General features: G+C 53.0%; 16 protein-coding genes. 6 read left to right on the top strand and 10 right to left on the bottom strand.

The window, feature by feature from the left end:
• The first annotated feature begins 37 nt into the window (after positions 1-37).
• Entirely contained in the window at positions 38-613 is a 576-nt protein-coding gene (locus Q3A88_RS13550) for a DJ-1/PfpI family protein (protein WP_010284196.1), read from the top strand.
• A 70-nt stretch (positions 614-683) separates the two neighbouring features.
• Here Q3A88_RS13550 and xylR read toward each other — a convergent pair whose 3' ends face one another.
• The 4 genes from xylR to xylF all read right to left on the bottom strand — a co-directional run bounded on the left by xylR (position 684) and on the right by xylF (position 5,815).
• On the bottom strand, positions 684-1,862 hold the full coding sequence (gene xylR / locus Q3A88_RS13545; RefSeq protein ID WP_110163136.1) for a D-xylose utilization transcriptional activator XylR: 1,179 nt from the start codon (positions 1,860-1,862) through the stop codon (positions 684-686).
• A gap of 136 nt (positions 1,863-1,998) precedes the next feature.
• Positions 1,999-3,129, bottom strand: coding sequence for a xylose ABC transporter permease XylH (xylH, locus tag Q3A88_RS13540; protein WP_219606105.1), 1,131 nt, complete (start codon positions 3,127-3,129; stop codon positions 1,999-2,001).
• A gap of 28 nt (positions 3,130-3,157) precedes the next feature.
• Positions 3,158-4,699 carry a xylose ABC transporter ATP-binding protein gene (locus tag Q3A88_RS13535; RefSeq protein WP_317178109.1) on the bottom strand — a complete coding sequence of 514 codons (1,542 nt, stop codon included), beginning with the start codon at positions 4,697-4,699 and terminating at the stop codon, positions 3,158-3,160.
• A gap of 120 nt (positions 4,700-4,819) precedes the next feature.
• Entirely contained in the window at positions 4,820-5,815 is a 996-nt protein-coding gene (gene xylF / locus Q3A88_RS13530; protein WP_039483224.1) for a D-xylose ABC transporter substrate-binding protein, read from the bottom strand.
• 352 nt (positions 5,816-6,167) lie between these two features.
• Between xylF and xylA the strand changes: the two genes are divergently transcribed.
• Both xylA and xylB read left to right on the top strand, forming a co-directional pair.
• Positions 6,168-7,487, top strand: a complete 1,320-nt coding sequence (gene xylA / locus Q3A88_RS13525) for a xylose isomerase (RefSeq protein ID WP_039284980.1) — start codon at positions 6,168-6,170, stop codon at positions 7,485-7,487.
• Between the two features lie 72 nt (positions 7,488-7,559).
• The gene (gene xylB, locus Q3A88_RS13520; protein ID WP_317178086.1) at positions 7,560-9,017 is read left to right on the top strand and encodes a xylulokinase; all 1,458 of its coding nucleotides are present in this window, start codon (positions 7,560-7,562) and stop codon (positions 9,015-9,017) included.
• 32 nt (positions 9,018-9,049) lie between these two features.
• Here the strand turns inward: xylB and Q3A88_RS13515 are convergent, their stop codons facing one another.
• Both Q3A88_RS13515 and Q3A88_RS13510 read right to left on the bottom strand, forming a co-directional pair.
• Entirely contained in the window at positions 9,050-10,042 is a 993-nt protein-coding gene (locus tag Q3A88_RS13515; protein WP_317178085.1) for an acyltransferase, read from the bottom strand.
• 213 nt (positions 10,043-10,255) lie between these two features.
• Positions 10,256-11,791 (bottom strand): aldehyde dehydrogenase family protein, encoded by a 1,536-nt coding sequence (locus tag Q3A88_RS13510; protein WP_039501784.1) that lies wholly within the window; start codon positions 11,789-11,791, stop codon positions 10,256-10,258.
• A 219-nt stretch (positions 11,792-12,010) separates the two neighbouring features.
• Between Q3A88_RS13510 and fdhD the strand changes: the two genes are divergently transcribed.
• From fdhD to Q3A88_RS13495, 3 genes are all read left to right on the top strand, one after another.
• Complete coding sequence (gene fdhD, locus Q3A88_RS13505) at positions 12,011-12,844, top strand: formate dehydrogenase accessory sulfurtransferase FdhD (protein WP_039284971.1); 834 nt, start codon at positions 12,011-12,013, stop codon at positions 12,842-12,844.
• Positions 12,845-13,079: 235 nt separating this feature from the next.
• Positions 13,080-13,706, top strand: a complete 627-nt coding sequence (gene sodA / locus Q3A88_RS13500; protein WP_102118757.1) for a superoxide dismutase [Mn] — start codon at positions 13,080-13,082, stop codon at positions 13,704-13,706.
• A gap of 299 nt (positions 13,707-14,005) precedes the next feature.
• Complete coding sequence (locus Q3A88_RS13495) at positions 14,006-15,898, top strand: methyl-accepting chemotaxis protein (protein WP_110163140.1); 1,893 nt, start codon at positions 14,006-14,008, stop codon at positions 15,896-15,898.
• 95 nt (positions 15,899-15,993) lie between these two features.
• On the opposite strand, the gene Q3A88_RS13490 is transcribed toward Q3A88_RS13495, so the two are convergent.
• From Q3A88_RS13490 to Q3A88_RS13475, 4 genes are all read right to left on the bottom strand, one after another.
• Positions 15,994-16,356: a YibL family ribosome-associated protein gene (locus tag Q3A88_RS13490; protein WP_110163141.1), complete on the bottom strand. Its 363-nt coding sequence runs from the start codon at positions 16,354-16,356 to the stop codon at positions 15,994-15,996.
• A 126-nt stretch (positions 16,357-16,482) separates the two neighbouring features.
• Positions 16,483-17,049 (bottom strand): MltR family transcriptional regulator, encoded by a 567-nt coding sequence (locus Q3A88_RS13485; RefSeq protein ID WP_146207455.1) that lies wholly within the window; start codon positions 17,047-17,049, stop codon positions 16,483-16,485.
• Positions 17,050-17,165: 116 nt separating this feature from the next.
• Positions 17,166-18,314, bottom strand: coding sequence for a mannitol-1-phosphate 5-dehydrogenase (locus Q3A88_RS13480; protein ID WP_317178084.1), 1,149 nt, complete (start codon positions 18,312-18,314; stop codon positions 17,166-17,168).
• A gap of 61 nt (positions 18,315-18,375) precedes the next feature.
• Entirely contained in the window at positions 18,376-20,283 is a 1,908-nt protein-coding gene (locus tag Q3A88_RS13475) for a PTS mannitol transporter subunit IICBA (RefSeq protein WP_317178083.1), read from the bottom strand.
• Positions 20,284-20,313: the final 30 nt, after the last annotated feature.

Here is a 20,313-nt window from a genome sequence, read left to right as displayed (position 1 = left end):
CGGTTAACACCTTCCCTTGCATATTGCTGGAGATGCTATGTCTAAGAAAGTCGCCGTTCTGCTGGCTCCTGGGTTTGAAGAAGCAGAAGCGATTATGGTGATTGATGTACTGCACCGTATGAAGATAGAAGTCACCATGCTGTCATGCTATGACAGACTGGAGCTGCACAGTTATCACAATATTCGCATGTTTGCCGATGCTCTGCTGGAAAGAAATCAGGACACGCTGTTTGATGCCGTAGTCATTCCTGGCGGCCCACAGGGAACGGTAAATCTGGCCGCAAACCCGATGGTCGTCGAGTTTATCCGTCGCCACGACGACGCGGGAAAACTGATTTGCCCACTGTGCTCCGCAGCCGCCCGCGTGCTGGGTGGTAACAAACTGCTGAAAGGCCGCCGCTACGTTTGCTCCGGGAATTTATGGCAGGACGTGACCGATGGCGTTTATGTTGACGAGAAAGTCGTGGAAGACGGCAATCTGATCAGCGGCAAAGGGCTGGGAGTCACATTCGATTTTGCCTTTACCCTCGCCAGCCGTCTGACCGGTGACAAAGAAAACGCCAACTTCCAGGTTGAGCACATCGATTACGATTACTGGCGCGTGCCAGCGTAACCGTTCACCAACCTAATGATAAGGCGCGCACCCTCGCGCCTTCCTGCGTGACCTTCTTTTATGGATAGCCTTAATAACCTTCCCCATAACGCTCGCGGTACTCTTTCGGCGTGATGTCATACCCTTTCTTAAAGACGGCATAGAAATAGGGCAGCGAAGGATAGCCACACATCAACGAGATCTCACCAATCGAGAGCGAGGTCGATATCAGCAAGTTACGCGCCCGATCCAGCTTCTCCTCATGAATCATGCCGTGAATGGTCTGGCCGACTTCGTCTTTGAAGCGTTTTTCCAGATTCGAACGGGAAATCCCTACCGCATCCAGCACCTGCTCAACCTTAATCCCTTTGCAAGCGTGGTAGCGGATAAAGTGCATCGCCTGAATAACGGCAGGATCGTGCACAGAGCGATAATCCGTTGAGCGACGTCCAACCACCCGAACCGGCGGCACTAAAATACGTTGCAGCGGCACATCGGCCTGATTCAACAGCAGTTGGTGCAGCAGTTTCGCTGCGCGATACCCCATTTGGCGCGTACCCTGTGCCACTGACGAGAGCGCAACGCGTGAAAGGTAACGAATCAGATCTTCGTTATCGATCCCGATGACGCACAGCTTTTCCGGTACGGCAATATTCAGGTGTTCGCAGACCTGCAACAGATGGCGCGCGCGCGAATCCGTCACCGCGATGATCCCCGTCTGCGGCGGCAGCCCCTGCACCCAGTCAGCCAGCCGATTTTGCGCGTATTGCCAGTTATCCGGCGAGGTTTCCATTCCCTGATACACCACTCCCTGATATTTTTCTGCCGCAACCAACTGCCGGAAAGCGTGCTCCCGTTCCTGCGCCCAGCCTTTCCCGCCCGATACCGGCAGGCCATAAAAAGCAAAGCGGTTCAGCCCTTTCTCTTTGAGGTGCATAAACGCGCTTTCCACCAGTGCATAATTATCTGTCGCGATATAATGCACAGGCGGATAATCCTCGGGCTGATGGTAGGAACCGCCCACACCTACCAGCGGAACATTCACATCCTGTAGCAACCGCTTGATCTCGCCATCGTCAAAATCGGCAATCACGCCGTCGCCCAGCCACTCTTTGATGTTATCAATGCGGCAGCGGAAATCCTCTTCAATGAAGATGTCCCAGTCACACTGGGAAGCCTGTAAATACTCGCCAACGCCTTCAACCACCTGACGGTCATACACTTTATTGGCATTGAACAGCAGCGTGATGCGATAGCGTTTTTCAAACATGGCAGTTGGCGCTCATTAATCACAAGTTCCTTGAATAAAGTCCTCTTCCTTGAATAGCACAGCGTCCCAAGAGGCCAAAATAATTTGCTGATTATTGCGAGCCGCCACGTATTTCCTTCGCAGACTCGACGTCGCGTTATACGCGTCGCTTTGTTGCGGTATCCATCCACACCGCCAACAGCAGGATTCCGCCTTTTACGACGTATTGCCAGAACGTCGGCACATCGAGCATGCTCATCCCGTTATCCAGCGACGCCATGATAAATGCCCCCATCACCGCACCCGCGACGCTACCAATGCCACCCGCCAGACTGGTGCCACCAATCACGCAGGCAGCAATCGCATCCAGCTCGGCAATGTTCCCGGCGGATGGCGACCCCGCCCCCAGTCGTGAACTGAGAATCAGCCCAGCAACCGCGACCATCAGGCCGTTAATCGCGAACACCGCCATTTTGGTGCGCTCGACATTCACGCCCGATAGGCGGGCAGCATCGATATTCCCGCCCACAGCATAGATGCGGCGGCCAAATGCAGTTCGCGTCGCCAGAAAAATACCGCCCAGCATCAACAGCGTCAGCACCAGAACCGGCGTTGGCACACCGCGATAGTCATTCAGCAGATAAATCGCGCCCAGCACCACCAGTGCCGTAAATGTCTGACGGCCAATATCGCCTGCGGGTGGGTTTACCGGTAACCCTAATCGGGCGCGGCTGCTACGCCGACGCCACTGCCAGGCAATAAACACCATTAGTCCGATGGCACCGAACATAAAACCCATGCCGGAAGGCAGATAGCTTTGCCCAATCTGCGACATCGCCTCGCTTGTCGGGGAAACCGTGGTCCCGTTAGTGATGCCGATCAGAATGCCGCGAAAAGCCAGCATCCCCGCCAGCGTCACGATAAAAGAAGGGACTTTCCGGTAGGCGACCCACCAGCCATTCCACGCGCCCAGCAATAATCCCAGCGCAAGCGTCACAACGATGGTCAACGGCAAGGGCCAGCCAAACCAGACATCAAAAATCGCCGCCGCACCGCCCAATAGCCCCATCATCGAACCGACCGACAGATCGATTTCGGCGGAGATAATGACAAACACCATACCGACCGCCAGAATGCCAGTGATCGCCGTTTGCCTCAGCAGGTTGGAGAGGTTACGCGCGCTGAGATACGCCCCGTCGGTCATGTAGGTGAAAAAGAGCATGATGGCGATGATGGCGGCAATCATCACGTAGACCTGAAGATTGATGCTTTTCAACCGTTGCAGCATCGAGGCAGAGCCCGCGACATGTTGTTGTTCAGACTGCGATGTTTTCAGCACGATGTTCACTCCTCAATGCAGCTTCCATAACCTGTTCCTGGGTTAAATCACGATTGACCAAATCCGCTTTGATCCGCCCCTGATGCATCACCAATACCCGATCGCTCAATCCCAACACTTCGGGCAATTCAGAAGAAATGACAATGACGGCAATGTGCTGTTTTACCAGCGCATTAATGAGCTTATAAATTTCGTATTTAGCACCGATGTCGATGCCGCGCGTGGGTTCATCGAGAATCAGAATGCGGGGATTCAACAGCAGACATTTCGCCAGCACCGCTTTTTGCTGGTTGCCGCCGCTTAACCGGGCAATCGCCAGCTCTGGGCTGGAGGTTTTCACTTTCAGATTCGCGAGCGACTGCCGGATGATGTCCTGCTCACGGGCATCATCCAGCATGGAAAACGCCCCTGTGAATTGGTCGAGTGCCGCCAGCGTCATGTTCTGCGCCACGCTCATCACCGGGACGATGCCGTCCTTCTTACGGTCCTCCGGCACCATCGCAATGCCTTGCGCCATCGCCTGTTGGCAATTGCTGATGGTCACTGGCTTACCGTCAATAAAGATGTCGCCCTGCCAATGGCCGTGATAGGCACCAAACAGGCACTGCACCGTCTCAGTACGCCCTGATCCAACCAGCCCGGCAATCCCGAGAATTTCGCCTCGGTGTAGAGCAAACGAGGCATCATCCACCCGACGAATGTGGCGATTCACGGGGTGCCAGGCGGTCAGGTGTTCTACGCGCAGCACTTCTTCACCAATGACATGCGGTTCATTGGGATAAAGCTCCGTCAGTTCACGCCCCACCATCATGGCAATGATCTGGTCCTCGCTCAGCTCGGCAGCCGGATTCGTACCAATCGGCTTCCCGTCGCGAATCACACAAATCACATCGGAAATGGCTTTAACTTCGTTAAGCTTGTGCGAGATATAGATACAGGCGATACCGTGATCGCGCAGATCCTGAATGATCTCCAGCAAGATTGCGGTCTCCCGCTCGGTCAATGAGGCCGTTGGCTCATCCAACACCAGCAGACGCACCTGCTTGTTCAGCGCTTTGGCGATTTCCACCAGTTGCTGCTGACCTAATCCAAGCTCACCCACTTTGGTATTCGGGTCGACAGCCAGCTTGACCTGCTCCAGCATGCGCTGGCAGCGGAGATACATATTGTCGTAATCCATCACGCCAAAACGCGTCCACTCGTTGCCCAAAAAGAGGTTCTCCAGCACCGTCATCTCTTTCACTAGCGCCAGTTCCTGATGAATGATCGCGATGCCCTTTTGTTCCGTATCGCGAATATGGTTGGCGCGTAGCTCATCACCAGAGAACACGATCTGCCCGTCATAGCTGCCATACGGGTAAATGCCACACAGCACCTTCATTAAGGTGGATTTCCCTGAGCCATTCTCGCCACACAGCGACAAGACCTGACCCGCGTCCAGCATCAGGCTAACGTTGTCTACGGCTTTCACCGCGCCAAACGCCTTGGTGATGTTTTTCATTTCCAACAGATGCGGCATCATTGGCCTCCGTGATTCAGGTGTCTCAGGCCTCGCCTGCGGCAGTGGCGAGCCACAACGTTATGTCGTGGCCCGTAAACTTCTTTCCTACATCCTGAAATCTATTGGCGGTGGAGTGCGTTAATACACATCCGCTTTTTTGTGGAAGCCATCGGCAATAACGGTGGAATCGATATTGGATTTATCGACGGGAATCGGAGTCAGTAAGAAGGAAGGAATGTCTTTCAACCCATTGTTTAATTTAGCGTTGGATTCCGGCGCTTTATCGGAACCTAGCGCCACGGCGATATCTGCGGCGTCTTTCGCCAGCTTGCTGATCGGTTTATAGACCGTCATGGTTTGCGTGCCTGCCACAATCCGTTTGATTGCTGCCAGATCGGCATCCTGACCGGAAATCGCCACTTTCCCTGCCAATCCCTGTGCGGCAAGCGCCTGAATCGCCCCGCCCGCCGTAGCATCGTTCGATGCCACAACCGCATCAATCTTATTGCTGTTCGCCGTTAGCGCATTTTCCATAATTTTCAGCGCATTCTCGGGTAGCCAGGCATCAACCCACTGATCACCGACCACTTTTATTTTCCCACTTTCGATCAACGGCGTGAGCACTTTCATTTGCCCCTGACGAAACAGCTTCGCATTATTATCGACCGGTGAGCCTCCCATTAAGAAATAGTTCCCGCCAGGCACCTTATCGACGAGATATTTCGCCTGTAGTTCTCCAACCTTCTCATTATCAAATGAAATATAAAAATCCACGTCCGCATTATTAATCATGCGATCGTAAGCAAGCACTTTTATTCCCTCACGTTTTGCTTCCGCAATAACATTACCAAGTACCTGACCGTTATAAGGAATAATCACTAATACATCGACACCGCGATTGATCATGTTTTCTATTTGAGAAATTTGCGTCGCTTCATTGCCGTTTGCTGATTGAACAAAAACATCAGCACCCTGCTTTTTGGCTTGCTCAACAAAAAGATCGCGATCTTTCTGCCAACGTTCGAGACGCAAGTCATCAATCGCCATACCTATTTTAACGTCCTTCGCGAATCCGGGCTGACAAGCAAGAATGAATACGGCACAAGCTGAGAGTAAAAAATGGTTAACTTTCATCATAGAGTACCTTTTTTATTTAAGATGCAGGGCCTAAGACTCCAATCGCCAGCAAAGTATTGTCGCTAAACATCCCTCCATCAATTACAGATTTTTATCCTCCAATTATGTTTTTTGGTTTAATTTCCGTTTTTTGATACGGGTCATATTTTATTGTCGAGTCACATTTTCATTTTGTTACCTATTGCGAAGCGTATTCAGAGTAAAAGCCCCTTATTTTTGCGACACAGCGCACATTTAATAATTCTCTGAATTTCAGTGTGAAATAACGTAATTGAGGAAACCTTCATCCACTCCGAAAATTAATCCCATTCCCGTCTCTTCCGTCTGGGTGGTTTCTAAGGAGTTAACGATGCAAGCCTATTTTGAACAGATCGAAAAAGTCCGTTATGAAGGTAGCCAAAGCAACAATTCCTTCGCTTTTCGTCACTACAACCCCGATCAGGAAATACTCGGTAAACGTATGGCGGACCACTTGCGTTTTGCCGTCGCGTATTGGCACACGTTCTGCTGGAACGGCGCGGATATGTTCGGCGTCGGATCTTTTGCCCGGCCGTGGCAGCAGTCAGGCGATGCGCTGGAGCTGGCGAAGCGCAAGGCGGATATCGCATTCGAATTTTTTCAAAAGCTCAGCGTGCCTTACTACTGCTTTCATGACGTCGATGTGGCACCGGAAGGGAACTCACTGAAAGAGTATCTGCATAACTTTGCGGTCATTACTGATGTCCTGGCGGAAAAACAACAGGATAGCGGTGTGAAGCTGCTGTGGGGCACTGCCAACTGCTTCACCCATCCCCGCTACGGCGCAGGCGCGGCCACCAATCCTGACCCAGACGTCTTTGCCTGGGCCGCCACGCAGGTGTTCACCGCCATGAACGCGACCCAAAAACTGGGTGGTGAAAACTATGTACTGTGGGGCGGGCGTGAGGGATATGAAACCCTGCTCAATACCGACCTGCGTCAGGAACGTGAACAGATCGGCCGCTTCATGCAGATGGTCGTCGAGCATAAACACAAAATCGGCTTTCAGGGCACGCTGCTCATCGAACCGAAGCCGCAGGAACCGACCAAACATCAATACGATTATGATGTCGCCACCGTTTATGGCTTCCTGAAGCAGTTTGGGCTGGAAAAAGAGATTAAAGTCAACGTGGAAGCCAACCACGCTACGCTGGCAGGCCATTCCTTCCATCATGAAATCGCCACCGCGGTCGCGCTGGGCATTTTCGGATCTGTCGATGCGAACCGCGGCGATCCGCAGCTCGGCTGGGACACCGATCAGTTCCCTAACAGCGTGGAAGAGAACGCGCTGATCATGTACGAAATTCTCAAAGCGGGTGGCTTCACAACGGGTGGCCTGAACTTTGATGCCAAAGTTCGCCGCCAGAGTACCGATCGCTATGACCTTTTCCATGCGCATATCGGCGCGATGGATACGATGGCACTCGCGCTCAAGGCTGCCGCCAGAATGATTGAAGATGATAAGCTCAATCAGCTAGTCGCTAAACGCTATGCAGGCTGGAACGGGGAACTGGGTCAGCAAATCCTGCAAGGTAAGGCCTCGCTGGAATCGCTTGCTCGGTATGCGGAAAGCCATCAACTGGCACCGCAGCACCAGAGTGGCCAGCAGGAATTGCTGGAAAATCTGGTTAACCGCCACCTATTTGGCTAAAACGGTACGCTCACTACGCCACACCTCCTGCGACAGACTAAACCCTGTCGCAGAGGCTTATCAGGAGCCACTATGTATATCGGTATTGATCTGGGTACTTCCGGTGTGAAAGCCATCCTGCTGGATGAAGCGGGCAAGGTGGTTGCCAGCCATAGCGCCGCGCTGAGCATTTCCCGTCCGCATCCGCTCTGGTCGGAGCAAGCGCCTGAAGACTGGTGGCAGGCAACCGATCAGGCATTACACGGGTTGGCGGCAGCACATAGCCTTCGTGCCGTGAAAGCACTGGGGCTGACCGGGCAAATGCACGGGGCAACCTTGCTGGATGCACGCCAGAATGTGCTGCGACCCGCGATCCTCTGGAATGACGGACGCAGCGCAGCCCAATGCCGAACGCTGGAACAACAGGTACCAACATCGCGTCAGATTACCGGCAACCTGATGATGCCGGGCTTTACCGCGCCCAAGCTGAAATGGGTGCAAGAAAACGAAAGCGAGATCTTCCGCCAAATCGATAAAGTTCTGCTACCGAAAGACTATCTCCGCTGGCGTCTGACAGGGGAATTTGCCAGCGATATGTCCGATGCGGCTGGAACGCTTTGGCTAGACGTTGCCAAACGAGACTGGAGCGATACCCTGCTGGAAGCCTGCGCGCTGAGCCGCAAGCATATGCCCACGCTGTATGAAGGCAGCCAGATTACCGGCTATCTGCGAGCTGACATCGCCAGCCGCTGGGGCATGGATCCCGTCCCCGTCATTGCTGGCGGTGGAGATAACGCAGCAGGCGCGATTGGCGTCGGGCTGTATCAAACGGGTCAGGCGATGCTGTCTCTCGGCACATCCGGCGTTTACTTCGCCGTCAGCGATGGCTTTCTTAGCAATCCGCAGCATGCCGTCCACAGTTTCTGCCACGCGCTGCCGAATACCTGGCACCTGATGTCCGTGATGTTAAGCGCCGCATCCTGCCTCGACTGGGTCGCCCGTCTGACGCACGCGGAGAGCGTTCCCGCGCTGCTGCAGGAAATCGCCTCGACACCAGCCGATGACACGATAACGCCAGTGTGGTTCTTGCCTTATCTTTCCGGCGAACGCACGCCACACAACAATCCCGATGCCAAAGGCGCATTCTGGGGGCTCACCCACCAGCACGGACGCCCGGAACTGGCAAAAGCGGTACTGGAAGGTGTGGGCTTTGCGCTTGCCGACGGCATAGAGGCACTGCATATGACGGGGCTCAAGCCCGATAGTATTACGCTGATTGGCGGCGGCGCACGCAGCGCCTACTGGCGGCAAATGCTGGCGGATATCAGCGGTCAAACGCTGGAATACCGCACAGGAGGGGATGTCGGCCCTGCGCTGGGTGCCGCACGTCTGGCGCAAATCGCCATGCATCCGCATACGCCACTGGCAGAACTCCTGCCGCCGCTACCGCTGGAACAGATTCATCAACCGGATCCACAGCGCCACGCCGACTATGCCGAACGGAGACGTACATTTACGGCACTCTACCAGCAGCTTAGTCCGCTGATGTAGCCCCCCGTTCATCCGATGTGCCGGACGAATCGTCAGCTCACCCAGCGCCGCACATCGATTTTCTGTAGCGCCATCGACAGCAACAGGCTGACCCCTAGCGCGATGGCGAAAACATACAAAATGTCGAGAACCGGGTGGGATGGCAACACCACGTCATGCGTTCGCAGATAATGAATGATCAACGCGTGGAAGCCGTAAATCGCCAGCGAATGGCGCGAAATAGTGGCAAATCCCGGTAAAATCCGCTGGCTACCGTAATGTTTAAACACCACGAGAAGGCTGACGGCAGCCAGAAACACCAGCGGGCCACAGTAAATGTAAAACGTCTGGGTGAACGTATCGTTCAGTAATGTGTGGTGCTTCGTTCCCATGGCGACCAGCGCGACACAGGCAATAAAGAAGGGGATAGCGGCCAGTACGACTTTCTTTGGCACATCCAACATCCCTAACGCACGTCCCAGCGCGGCATACAACACATAGTAAAACGTATCGCCGTAAATATAGAGATTCACGGGCAGTAACTTAACCCCTTCAAATTCCACCCGCCCCGTATTGGGGTTAGCGACAACGGCCAGCAAGATAATCAAGACGGCTAAATATTTACCCGATACTGGCTTGATAGTAATAAGTGGAGAAAGTAGATAAATCACGATAATCGCGTAGAAAAACCATAAGTGATAAAAGATCGGTTTTTGCAGTGCATGATGCAATGAATTCAGGCCATTAATCGGCGTGAGCGTCGCAATATAGATCAGCGCGACCGTACTGTAGAAAAGCAGACATAAGCCGATACGCAAAAAATGTTTCTTCCCCGCGCGACGTTCACCAAAGAATAAATAGCCCGAGATCATGAAAAACAACGGAACGCAGACGCGCGAGGCAGAATTCAGGATATTCGCCACATCCCAGTGCCCGTCGCCCGGCGTGCCACCCGCCGTAATATAGTACGTTGTGCTATGAATCAGAACGACCATCATGCAGGCCAACGCCCGCAGGTTATCAATCCAGCCGATCTTATCCGTCATGCACAACCTCTTGAAAGCAAAGCGCTATTCAAAACAGCGTAGCCGTTGTTAAGCGCTGGCACAATCGATTATTAACAACCAGCAACTATCAATGATCGGCTATCAACAATCGGGTAAATCTGAGTGATAAGGACGGATTAATGCAGGCAAACCATATGGGTTAACGCCATGCGTACTCACCAGAAAAGGCAAGAACAGCACGGCGTTCGTGAATCAGAACAGCCCCATCGGCTTATCAGAGTAGCTCACCAACAGGCACTTGGTTTGCTGATAGTGTTCCAGCATCATTTTATGGTTTTCACGCCCGATACCAGACTGCTTATAACCCCCAAATGCCGCATGCGCCGGATAGGCGTGATAACAGTTGGTCCAGACACGTCCGGCCTGAATACCGCGCCCCATCCGGTAAGCAATATTGCCGTTACGGCTCCACACGCCAGCCCCCAGACCGTATTCCGTATCGTTGGCGATCTCCAGTGCGTCATCCATCGTTTTGAAGGTCGTGACCGCCAGCACCGGTCCAAAAATTTCCTCCTGGAAGACGCGCATACTATTTTTACCGAACAAGATCGTCGGCTCCAGATAGTATCCTTCCGCCAGCCCACTCGGCATCGCCTTGCGCTGACCGCCCGTGAGCACGCGTGCGCCCTCTTTCTTACCGATATCAATATAGTTAAGGATGGTGTCAAGCTGACCTGCGGATACCTGCGCGCCCATCATGGTTTTGCTATCCAGCGGGTTACCGATGCGGATAGCCTCAACGCGCTTGATTGCCCGTTCCATAAAGCGATCGTAGATAGATTCCTGCACCAGCGCGCGGCTCGGACAGGTGCAGACCTCGCCCTGATTGAAGGCAAACAGCGTGAAGCCCTCGAGCACTTTGTCAAAGAAGCTGTCTTCCTTGTCCATCACATCGGCAAAGAAGATGTTCGGCGATTTACCGCCCAGCTCCAGCGTTACCGGCGTCACGTTCTGCGCTGCATAGCTCATGATCTGCTGGCCCACCTCGGTCGACCCGGTGAATGCCACTTTCGCAACGCGTTTCGACGTCGCCAGATATTCACCAATTTCGCTGCCCGACCCATTAACGACATTAATAACGCCTGGCGGCAGCAGATCCTGAATCAGTTCCATCAAAATCAACACCGACATCGGCGTCAGTTTGGCGGGTTTCAGCACAATACAGTTGCCGGCGGCCAGCGCGGGTGCCATCTTCCAACAGGCCATTAGCAGCGGGAAATTCCAGGGAATAATTTGCCCGACAACGCCGAGAGGCTCATGAAAATGATAGGCCACGGTATCGCCGTCAATTTCGCTAATCCCTCCCTCTTGCGCGCGGATACAGGCCGCGAAATAGCGGAAGTGGTCAATCGCCAGCGGCACATCCGCCCCACTGGTTTCGCGTATCGGTTTACCGTTATCCCAGGTTTCCACCTGCGCCAGCAGCTCAAGATTTTGCTCCATCCGGTCGGCGATTCGGTTAAGCACCAACGCGCGCTCCTGCACCGACAGGCCACCCCATTCCGCTTTTGCCTTGTGAGCAGCATCCAGCGCGTGGTCAATATCTCGCGTTGACGAACTCGCCACTTCACACAGCGGTTGGCCAGTTACTGGCGTCAAATTGACAAAATACTGACCAGCATCAGGTGGAACCCAGGCTCCGCCGATAAAATTGTCATAGCGTTTTTTCAGATTGAGAGAGCCATATTCGCCAGATGCGGATCGGCCTTCGAGATTATCGTGCGCCATTTCAGTCTCCTTTCATTTCCGGGTGAGCGGCTATGCCGCAGTGAAAAAAGAGGCAAACAGTAAGCAGTTAAATTAAGCCTATACGGGGTATGGGGTTAGCGACAGGATTCGGCCAGAGAAGAAGGCAACTCTTCGAGTTGACGCACAGTTTCTTGCGAGAAAAAGTCGCATCCCTTCAGGCGCGGTGAAATAATACTTTTAATTTCCAGGGTTACTAACATGCAGGTATTTCAGGTGGAAGGGGTTCATTTACCAGCGGATGCCGCCCTTGAAGGCGCAACGCAACATTCAGTCTATCATCCCGATTCGCTGCAGCAGCCACAGTCTGACTGGCTGGCGGAAGAGGTGCCCGTTGCGTTGGTTTATAACGGCATATCGCATGTCGTTATGATGGCCTCACCGAAGGAACTGGAACAGTTCGCTCTCGGGTTTTCCTTATCTGAAGGCATTATTCAATCACCGGCTGATATCTACGGCATTGATGTACAAGCCGCCTGTAATGGTATCGAAGTACAGATTGAGCTTTCGAGCCGACGCTTCGCAGGGCTAAAAGAACGCCGCCGGGCGATGGATGGCCGCACAGGCTGCGGCGTATGTGGCGTAGAGCAGCTCGCGGAAATCGGCAAACCGCTCGCACCTCTGCCCTTCACGCAGACATTTTCCCTTAGCAAACTTGAAAACGCGCTGGTGCGGCTGCGCGATGTGCAGAAGATCGGCCAAGTGACAGGCTGTACTCACGCCGCAAGCTGGGTCGCGCCAGACGGCACGCTGTCCGGGGGAAGCGAAGACGTCGGCCGCCATGTCGCGCTGGATAAACTACTGGGTACCCGAGCGAAACAGGGGTGGCAGCAAGGCGCAGCGCTGGTTTCCAGCCGGGCCAGCTATGAAATGGTCCAAAAATCCGCCATGTGCGGTGTGGAAATCCTGTTTGCTGTCTCTGCGGCGACCTCACTGGCTGTGGAGGTCGCACAGCGCTGCAACCTGACGCTGGTCGGTTTTTGTCGGCCGGGACATGCGACTATCTACACACATCCGCAGCGTCTGAGCGCGTAAGAGACACCGCCAGAGTCGCGGCGTTTTGCAGGCGATGGGCATAGATTAATTTGTTTTTACATAGTGCAATAACGACATAAGCGTTTGTTATCATGAAGTAAAGCAATCTGGTTCATACTACCCATTCGAGAATAATCATTTTCAATATCATTTAATTAACTATAATGAAGGTATTGCTTACGCGGCACTAACAACACAGTGCCGTAACATTTTTTTTACCATGGAGATGCTAAACATGAGTTATTCACTGCCATCGCTGCCTTATGCTTATGACGCACTGGAACCGCATTTCGACAAAGAAACGATGGAAATTCACCATTCCAAACACCATCAGGCTTACGTCAATAATGCTAATGCCGCGCTGGAATCTCTGCCTGAACTGGCTACATTGTCTGCTGAAGAGCTGATCGCTCAACTGGATAAAGTTCCTGCGGAAAAAAGAACGGCACTGCGTAACAACGCAGGTGGCCACGTTAACCACAGCCTGTTCTGGAAAGGCCTGAAAGTAGGCACGACGCTGACTGGCGATCTGAAAGCCGCCATCGAGCGTGATTTCGGTAGCGTTGACGCGTTTAAAGAGAAATTTGAGCAAGCAGCAGCAACCCGCTTTGGTTCTGGCTGGGCGTGGCTGGTACTGAAAGACGACGGCAAACTGGCCGTTGTGTCTACTGCAAACCAAGACAGCCCGCTGATGGGTGAAGCTGTTTCTGGCGCATCTGGCTACCCAATCGTCGGTCTGGACGTATGGGAACACGCTTACTACCTGAAATATCAGAACCTTCGTCCAGCTTATGCTAAAGCATTCTGGAACGTCTTGAACTGGGACGAAGCCGCTGCCCGTTTCGCTAGCGCGAAAAAATAAAACCACTGAGTGCCTGATACCATCAGGCCTCTTCTGCGTTTGAATATAAACTGGAATAACAGTCTGTTATTCCAGTTTTTTATTATCCCTCCCTGAACATCGAGCCACATGTTCGCTGGCTATCCTCGCTCACTGCCGCATAAAGTTTCAGAGTAAAGTGCCGATATCTACTGCGGGTTTTTATCAGGTTGTTTTGCAGGGATAAGCTCGGTAAGCGGTAATCCGAGATGCTAACACCGCTAAGCAAGTGTGCATCAGGATAGTGAATTCGACTCAATACGATATAGTGGTGGGATGTGATGGCTATGAATTTTGACAATCTAAAAGTCGGTAAAAAATTAGGCTTAGGCTTTTTCCTGATTCTGCTGATGACCATGGTGATTGCCGGTGCGGGTATTATGCATATTGGCTCGCTGAAAGACAGTATTAACAAAGTTAATTTAAGCAACGATATTAATGATGAAATTAACCAGGCTAAATATTACCGCGCATTATACGGCACCACCTATAATCCTGATGATATAAAAAAGAACGTTGAGCACATTGCCAATGTTAGTAAACTCGCTGAAAAAGCAAAAGAATTTCACTGGCCAGAAAGTGATGCCAAGAAAATAGCCAGCATCCCAGCATTAATTACCAGTTATCAAGAGAAACAAAGTAATTATATTAATGCAGTGGGAAAAAAGGATGCCGTCAGAAAAGGCTGGAATATCTCGACAACAGAAAAACCGCTAGAACAGCTCAACGATCAATTAAAGACGGACAATAACAGCGCTACTCTTCAATTATTACTTTCTGATCTGAACCAAAAGCTCATTTCCGTCCGCTACCACGTTCGTGGGTTATTACTGTCTACCAATAAAGAATCTGAAGAAAAGCTGACAGACGCCATCAACGCAGCACAAACGTCATTGACCTTCCTGTATCAAAGCCTGTCTGCCGAACAGCGTGAAACGCTGGCTCCCGTTCTGACAATAATGAACAATTATGAAGAGCAGGTTCTGGCCTATATGCCGGCCTATGAAGAGGAAATGGCACAGGCGAGGCAAATGCGTGGGGTTGCCGATCAGTTGAATAGCGTTGTCACATCATTGCTCAACGATCAGTTGGCAGCATCGCAGGAAGACATTCATAATGCCACGCTGCAAATGAGTATCGCCGCGCTGATTACACTACTACTTGGTCTGCTGATTTCCTGGTTCATTTCACGCCAAATCACCACTCCGCTTGGCAACACATTGAATATGGCTGAGAAAATTGCGACAGGCGATCTCACCATGTCCATCAACACGACGCGTAAGGATGAGCTGGGTCAGTTGATGAGTGCGATGTCGAAAATGAATGACAACCTGCACAATATGATCGATGACATTCGCGTCGGCGTCAGCCAGATTTCTAACGCGTCCAGCGAGATCGTCGCGGGTAACATAGACCTGTCATCGCGTACCGAGCAGCAGGCCGCTGCCGTTGAGCAAACCGCTGCCAGCATGGAGCAGCTCACTGCGACGGTTAAGCAAAACGCGGATAACGCACACCACGCGAACAAGTTGGCAATCAGCGCATCTCAAACCGCGAAACAAGGCGGTGAGCAGGTGAATAACGTGGTGCAAACCATGACCGCGATTGAGAACAGTTCTAAGCGTATCGCGGAAATCACGTCCGTCATCAACAGCATCGCCTTCCAAACCAACATTCTGGCATTAAACGCCGCCGTGGAAGCCGCTCGTGCTGGTGAACAAGGCCGCGGCTTTGCCGTGGTTGCCAGCGAAGTCCGTAGCCTTGCCCAGCGCAGTTCTCAGGCCGCGAAGGAAATCGAAGGCCTGATCTCTGAATCGGTTACTCAGGTATCACGCGGAGCGACGCTGGTTGGCAATGCTGGTAAAACGATGAATGATATCGTCACCTCTATCACGCAGGTGCATGACATCATGGGTGAAATTGCTACCGCATCGGATGAGCAAAGCCGCGGAATCAGCCAGGTTAGCCAGGCGATTGTTGAGATGGACAGCACCACGCAGCAGAACGCCGCACTGGTTCAACAATCCTCTGCCGCTGCCGACTCGCTGGAAGAGCAGGCAAGACTGCTGAAGCAGGCGGTTTCTGTCTTCCGTCTGGCAAACTCACAGCATGATGACACCCCAGCGGGTATCGCGTTTGCCGACCAAACGCATCGTCTGCGCGCGCCGCGCTAATATCAACAACCGTACCAAAAACGACAAAGCCCCTGTTAAACAGGGGCTTCATCAACGAATCCATCACCAGCATCGGCCTGCGCAGAGAAGAAACCTCAGAACGGTTTCGGCGAGAAGCCTGTCATCTCTTTTAAACCCATCTCGCGCCCCAGTGCCGTCATCGGGTGCACCACCACCAAACCGCGAACGCTTTTCTTCAACGTCCCCATATCAGCTTGCTCTTTTTTAGTAATCGCACGTTTGAAAGGCAGGCTTGCCAGCTTCTGTGCTTCTTTGCTGAGCTTCTGTTCTCTCACGTTACGCAGGCGCTCGATTTCAGCCGTTAGCTTCTCGCAGGCCTCCAGATTGAGGGCGATTGCTTCAGCATCACCTTGTTCCAGCAGCGTGGTCTGCTTACGCGTCAGCTTATCCAGTTGGTCGCTAAGGCGCTTGATCTCTGCTTTTTCCTGCTCTTTCATAAAAGATAACCTATATAACGGGAGAATAATGCGGGGCACAGCATACACTATACGCTAAATAATTCGAGTTGCGTGAAGGCGGGAACCGCATGACATGACGCAGTGACATAATATAGCGGAATGGGATTAAAACGCCTTTTTCAGACTGATTTGCGCAATCAATGTGGTCAGGGATAGCACCAGCGTGGAGCGCACCATCTGCTGATAACGCTGCCGCTGCATACTCACCAAAAGCGGATCGGCGTCGTCTGCCCCCGGCGGCAAAGCGGGTTCTGTAGGCAACGCCACAACACAGTGCAGCTCGCCGATAGGCCCCAGAATTTCATCATCGGTAAAACGGTAATGCCGATCGTCATGTGCCAGTTCTTCGCCCAACGCCATTAACAGTTCCGCATCTTCGTACTCTTTACGGCTGATCATTCCCAGGCCATAAATCAGTTTCAGGCGCACGGAAAGGTCGCCCAGCGGGCCCGTTCCCGTCATCAGGGGTTCAACGGCATATTTCACCGCATAGTCATCTTTACGGAACACCTGCAACATCAGGATACTGACCGCTTCAGCTAACAGCTCAACAGCGCAGAGCATAAAGTCGCGCACGGTCTTCCCTGAGTTCAGCGCTTCCAGAACCCGGTTTTCAAACGCCTGTGTTTCTTCCATCGTCACTTCTCGACCCTTTAACCCCGCCCACAGCATCCCCATCTCGGCAGCATGCTTACCGGCAGGTGTGGCGACATCCTATCCCCGACGTCGCCCGCATACCTTACAGAGTGTCGAAAAGACCACACCTGCCTGATGACGAGACACGCCGATTACTGCATGGCGTTATACACATTCACTGCTTGCGCGACAACCTCGCTGTCAGCATCCAGACCAGAAATCTGTACCAGCGCCGCTTGCGGCCCCTGAGTACGGATTAACTCAGCCAGTTCCAGCGCCTGCGGATCCTGTTCACTGCGATAATGCATCGCAGCAGCAACGCCGGTAATTAGGTTGTCATGCGGCAAATGGTATTCCAGCGTGCCGAGCAGCGGCTTGATCAAACGGTCGCCGGCACTCAGCTTGCGCAGCGGCTGACGGCCAACGCGCTCTACGTCATCGTGCAGATGCGGGTTTTCAAAGCGGCTGAGAATCTTGTTGATATAGGCCGCGTGCTTCTCCGCATCAAAACCGTAGCGTTTGATGAGCACCGCGCCGCTCTCTTCCATTGCGCCTTTGACCACTGCCCTGACTTTCGGGTCGAGAATCGCATCGCGGATCGTCTGGTGACGCGCCTGCTGGCCGAGGTAGGCCGTAATCGCATGACCAGTGTTCAGCGTGAAGAGCTTACGCTCGACAAATGCCATCAGGTTGTCGGTCAGTTCCATGCCGGGAATCGCTGGCGGCTCACCGCAGAACTGGGTTTTATCGACAATCCATTCGCTGAAGGTTTCTACCGTCACCGCCAGCACATCGTCGCTGCCGGCTTCGGAAGGAGGAACAATGCGATCCACAGCGGAATCCACAAATCCCACGTGCTCAACCACCCACTCCTGATGGCCTTCCGGCAGCAGTTTCAACACATGCTGTTTTAACTGGCTGGTGCCGCGCACCATATTTTCACAGGCAATAATATTCAACGGCCGGGTATTGCCGTCGTTATGACGCTTAACCAGCCCCTGAGCGATAGTTCCGGCGATTTTTTCCAGAATCTGCGGCCCCACAGCGGTCGTCACCAGATCGGCCACGGCAATCAGCGCGACGGCATCCTGGCTGCCGCTGTGAACGGCGCTAACGTTGCTCACGGTATCAACCTGCGTGTTATCGCCGACTATCCGCACCGTATAGCTTGTACGGCTGTTCAGGGCATCCAACAGCGGCTGATTGACGTCAGCGAATGTCAGTTCGACGTTGGCATCGGCCAACAATTTCCCAATAAACCCACGGCCAATATTACCCGCGCCAAAGTGTAATGCTTTCATGAGACATAACCTTAAAAAAACATAAAAAGAGGCCGCCCGCAGGCGGCCCTAGCCACATCAATTAGGCACTCTTTTTACCGGAGAGTAAGTCGAGTACTTCCTGAACATCTTGGGTCTGTGCCAGACGTTCAATGACGGCATCATCATCCAGCGCGTTGGTCAGACTGGTGATAACCTGAATATGTTCGTTGTTGCGCGCGGCAATACCGATAACCAAACGCGCAACCTCATCTTCTTCATCGCCAAAGCGAACGCCTTCAGGATATTGGCAGAAAACAACGCCCGTTTTCAGCACGCGGTCTTTCGCTTCAATCGTACCGTGCGGCACGGCAATCGATTCGCCCAGATAGGTGGAAGTCAGCTTTTCACGTTCCAGCATCGCTTCAACATACGCAGGCTCGACATAGCCGCCTTTCACCAGTTGCTCACCGGCGAAACGAATTGCCTGCTCTTTGTCTGTCGCATGCTGATTCAGGAACACATTGCCTGCACCCAGTTGGAACAGGTTAGTCTGTGCATCGGCTACCGCAGATGCTGGTGTCGCGACAGCTTCAGACTTCACGGCACCCTGTGCTGCGGTAAGACGCGCCACCAGATCGCTATACAGACCGCTATCAAGGAAGTTGGTCAGCGAAATGTGCTGTGCCTGCGGCGCATGACGCATCGCACGTTCGGTCAGGTCGCGGTGCGTAATCACCAGATCGACATCGTCCGGCAGACTATTGATCGCGCTGTTAGTCACCGAAATGTTGGTCAGCCCGGCATCCTGAACTTTCTTGCGCAGCACCCCAGCACCCATCGCGCTGGAACCCATACCGGCGTCACACGCTACGATGATTTTACGCACGGTGCTCATATCACCGCTGATACCCGCGTTAGTCGCCGTACCTTTAGAAGACGCTTTCATTTCCTGCATGCGGCGCGTTGCGTCGCTCAGGTCTTCTTCTTTTTGCTTGGTGCTTTTCAGCAGAATCGCCGACACGATAAAGGACACCGCGAAAGCCGCTGCAATAGCCGCAAGGTTAGCGAAGTAAGCGCCTTTTGGCGTCATCGCCAGTACCGCCAGAATGGAGCCCGGAGACGCAGGAGAAACCAAACCTCCGCCCAGCACGCTCAGCGTAAACACGCCGGTCATCCCGCCCAGAATCACCGCAATAATCAGACGCGGATTCATCAGCACATAAGGGAAGTAGATTTCGTGAATCCCGCCCAGGAAGTGGATAATCGCCGCACCCGGTGCTGATTCTTTCGCGTTACCACGACCGAAGAACATGTACGCCATCAGCACGCCCATACCCGGGCCTGGGTTCGCTTCGATCAGGAAGAAAATAGATTTGCCAGTTTCCGTCGCCTGCTGAATGCCCAGCGGTGAGAAGATACCGTGGTTAATGGCGTTGTTCAGGAACAGAATTTTCGCCGGTTCAACAAAGATAGACGTAAACGGCAGCAGGTTGTTCTGTACCATCAGGTTAACGCCGGAAGCCAGCACCTGAGAGAAGACTTCAACCAGCGGACCAATTGCCAAAAACGACAGGATTGCCAACAACATACCGATGATACCGGCAGAGAAGTTGTTGACCAGCATTTCAAAGCCGCTCTTGATTTTACCGTCGACCATGCGGTCAAAACGTTTGATCGCCCAGCCGCCCAACGGGCCCACAATCATAGCGCCGAGGAACATCGGGATATCGGTCCCGACGATCACACCCATCGTCGTAATCGCACCCACCACACCGCCACGCTCACCGAATACCAGACGTCCGCCGGTATAACCAATCAGCAATGGCAGCAAATAGGTAATCATCGGACCGACGAGCTTCGCCAATGTTGCATTGGGGAACCAGCCAGTAGGGATAAACAGCGCGGTAATAATACCCCAGGCGATAAATGCGCCAATGTTGGGCATCACCATATTACTGAGGAAGCGACCAAAGTTTTGCACCTTGATCTTAATATCTGGTGAAAGCATAAAAACACACCCCTATTGAAACGCGCTGAC

This window comes from Pectobacterium sp. HCp5_1 (genome assembly GCF_032905925.1).
GTDB classification, from domain to species: Bacteria; Pseudomonadota; Gammaproteobacteria; order Enterobacterales; family Enterobacteriaceae; genus Pectobacterium; species Pectobacterium brasiliense_A.
Note: the sequence above shows the minus strand (reverse complement) of the source record. Positions and strands in the feature narration are given on the sequence as shown.

Coding starts and splice junctions, on each gene's coding strand:
- xylF (WP_039483224.1), bottom strand. CDS start 5,815: ATGAAAGTTAACCATTTTTTACTCTCAGCTTGTGCCGTATTCATTCTT.
- Q3A88_RS13480 (WP_317178084.1), bottom strand. CDS start 18,314: ATGAAAGCATTACACTTTGGCGCGGGTAATATTGGCCGTGGGTTTATT.
- Q3A88_RS13535 (WP_317178109.1), bottom strand. CDS start 4,699: ATGCCGCATCTGTTGGAAATGAAAAACATCACCAAGGCGTTTGGCGCG.
- xylB (WP_317178086.1), top strand. CDS start 7,560: ATGTATATCGGTATTGATCTGGGTACTTCCGGTGTGAAAGCCATCCTG.
- xylA (WP_039284980.1), top strand. CDS start 6,168: ATGCAAGCCTATTTTGAACAGATCGAAAAAGTCCGTTATGAAGGTAGC.
- Q3A88_RS13490 (WP_110163141.1), bottom strand. CDS start 16,356: ATGAAAGAGCAGGAAAAAGCAGAGATCAAGCGCCTTAGCGACCAACTG.
- fdhD (WP_039284971.1), top strand. CDS start 12,011: ATGCAGGTATTTCAGGTGGAAGGGGTTCATTTACCAGCGGATGCCGCC.
- xylR (WP_110163136.1), bottom strand. CDS start 1,862: ATGTTTGAAAAACGCTATCGCATCACGCTGCTGTTCAATGCCAATAAA.
- Q3A88_RS13495 (WP_110163140.1), top strand. CDS start 14,006: ATGGCTATGAATTTTGACAATCTAAAAGTCGGTAAAAAATTAGGCTTA.
- sodA (WP_102118757.1), top strand. CDS start 13,080: ATGAGTTATTCACTGCCATCGCTGCCTTATGCTTATGACGCACTGGAA.
- Q3A88_RS13515 (WP_317178085.1), bottom strand. CDS start 10,042: ATGACGGATAAGATCGGCTGGATTGATAACCTGCGGGCGTTGGCCTGC.
- Q3A88_RS13475 (WP_317178083.1), bottom strand. CDS start 20,283: ATGCTTTCACCAGATATTAAGATCAAGGTGCAAAACTTTGGTCGCTTC.
- Q3A88_RS13485 (WP_146207455.1), bottom strand. CDS start 17,049: ATGCTGTGGGCGGGGTTAAAGGGTCGAGAAGTGACGATGGAAGAAACA.
- Q3A88_RS13550 (WP_010284196.1), top strand. CDS start 38: ATGTCTAAGAAAGTCGCCGTTCTGCTGGCTCCTGGGTTTGAAGAAGCA.
- xylH (WP_219606105.1), bottom strand. CDS start 3,129: ATGCTGCAACGGTTGAAAAGCATCAATCTTCAGGTCTACGTGATGATT.
- Q3A88_RS13510 (WP_039501784.1), bottom strand. CDS start 11,791: ATGGCGCACGATAATCTCGAAGGCCGATCCGCATCTGGCGAATATGGC.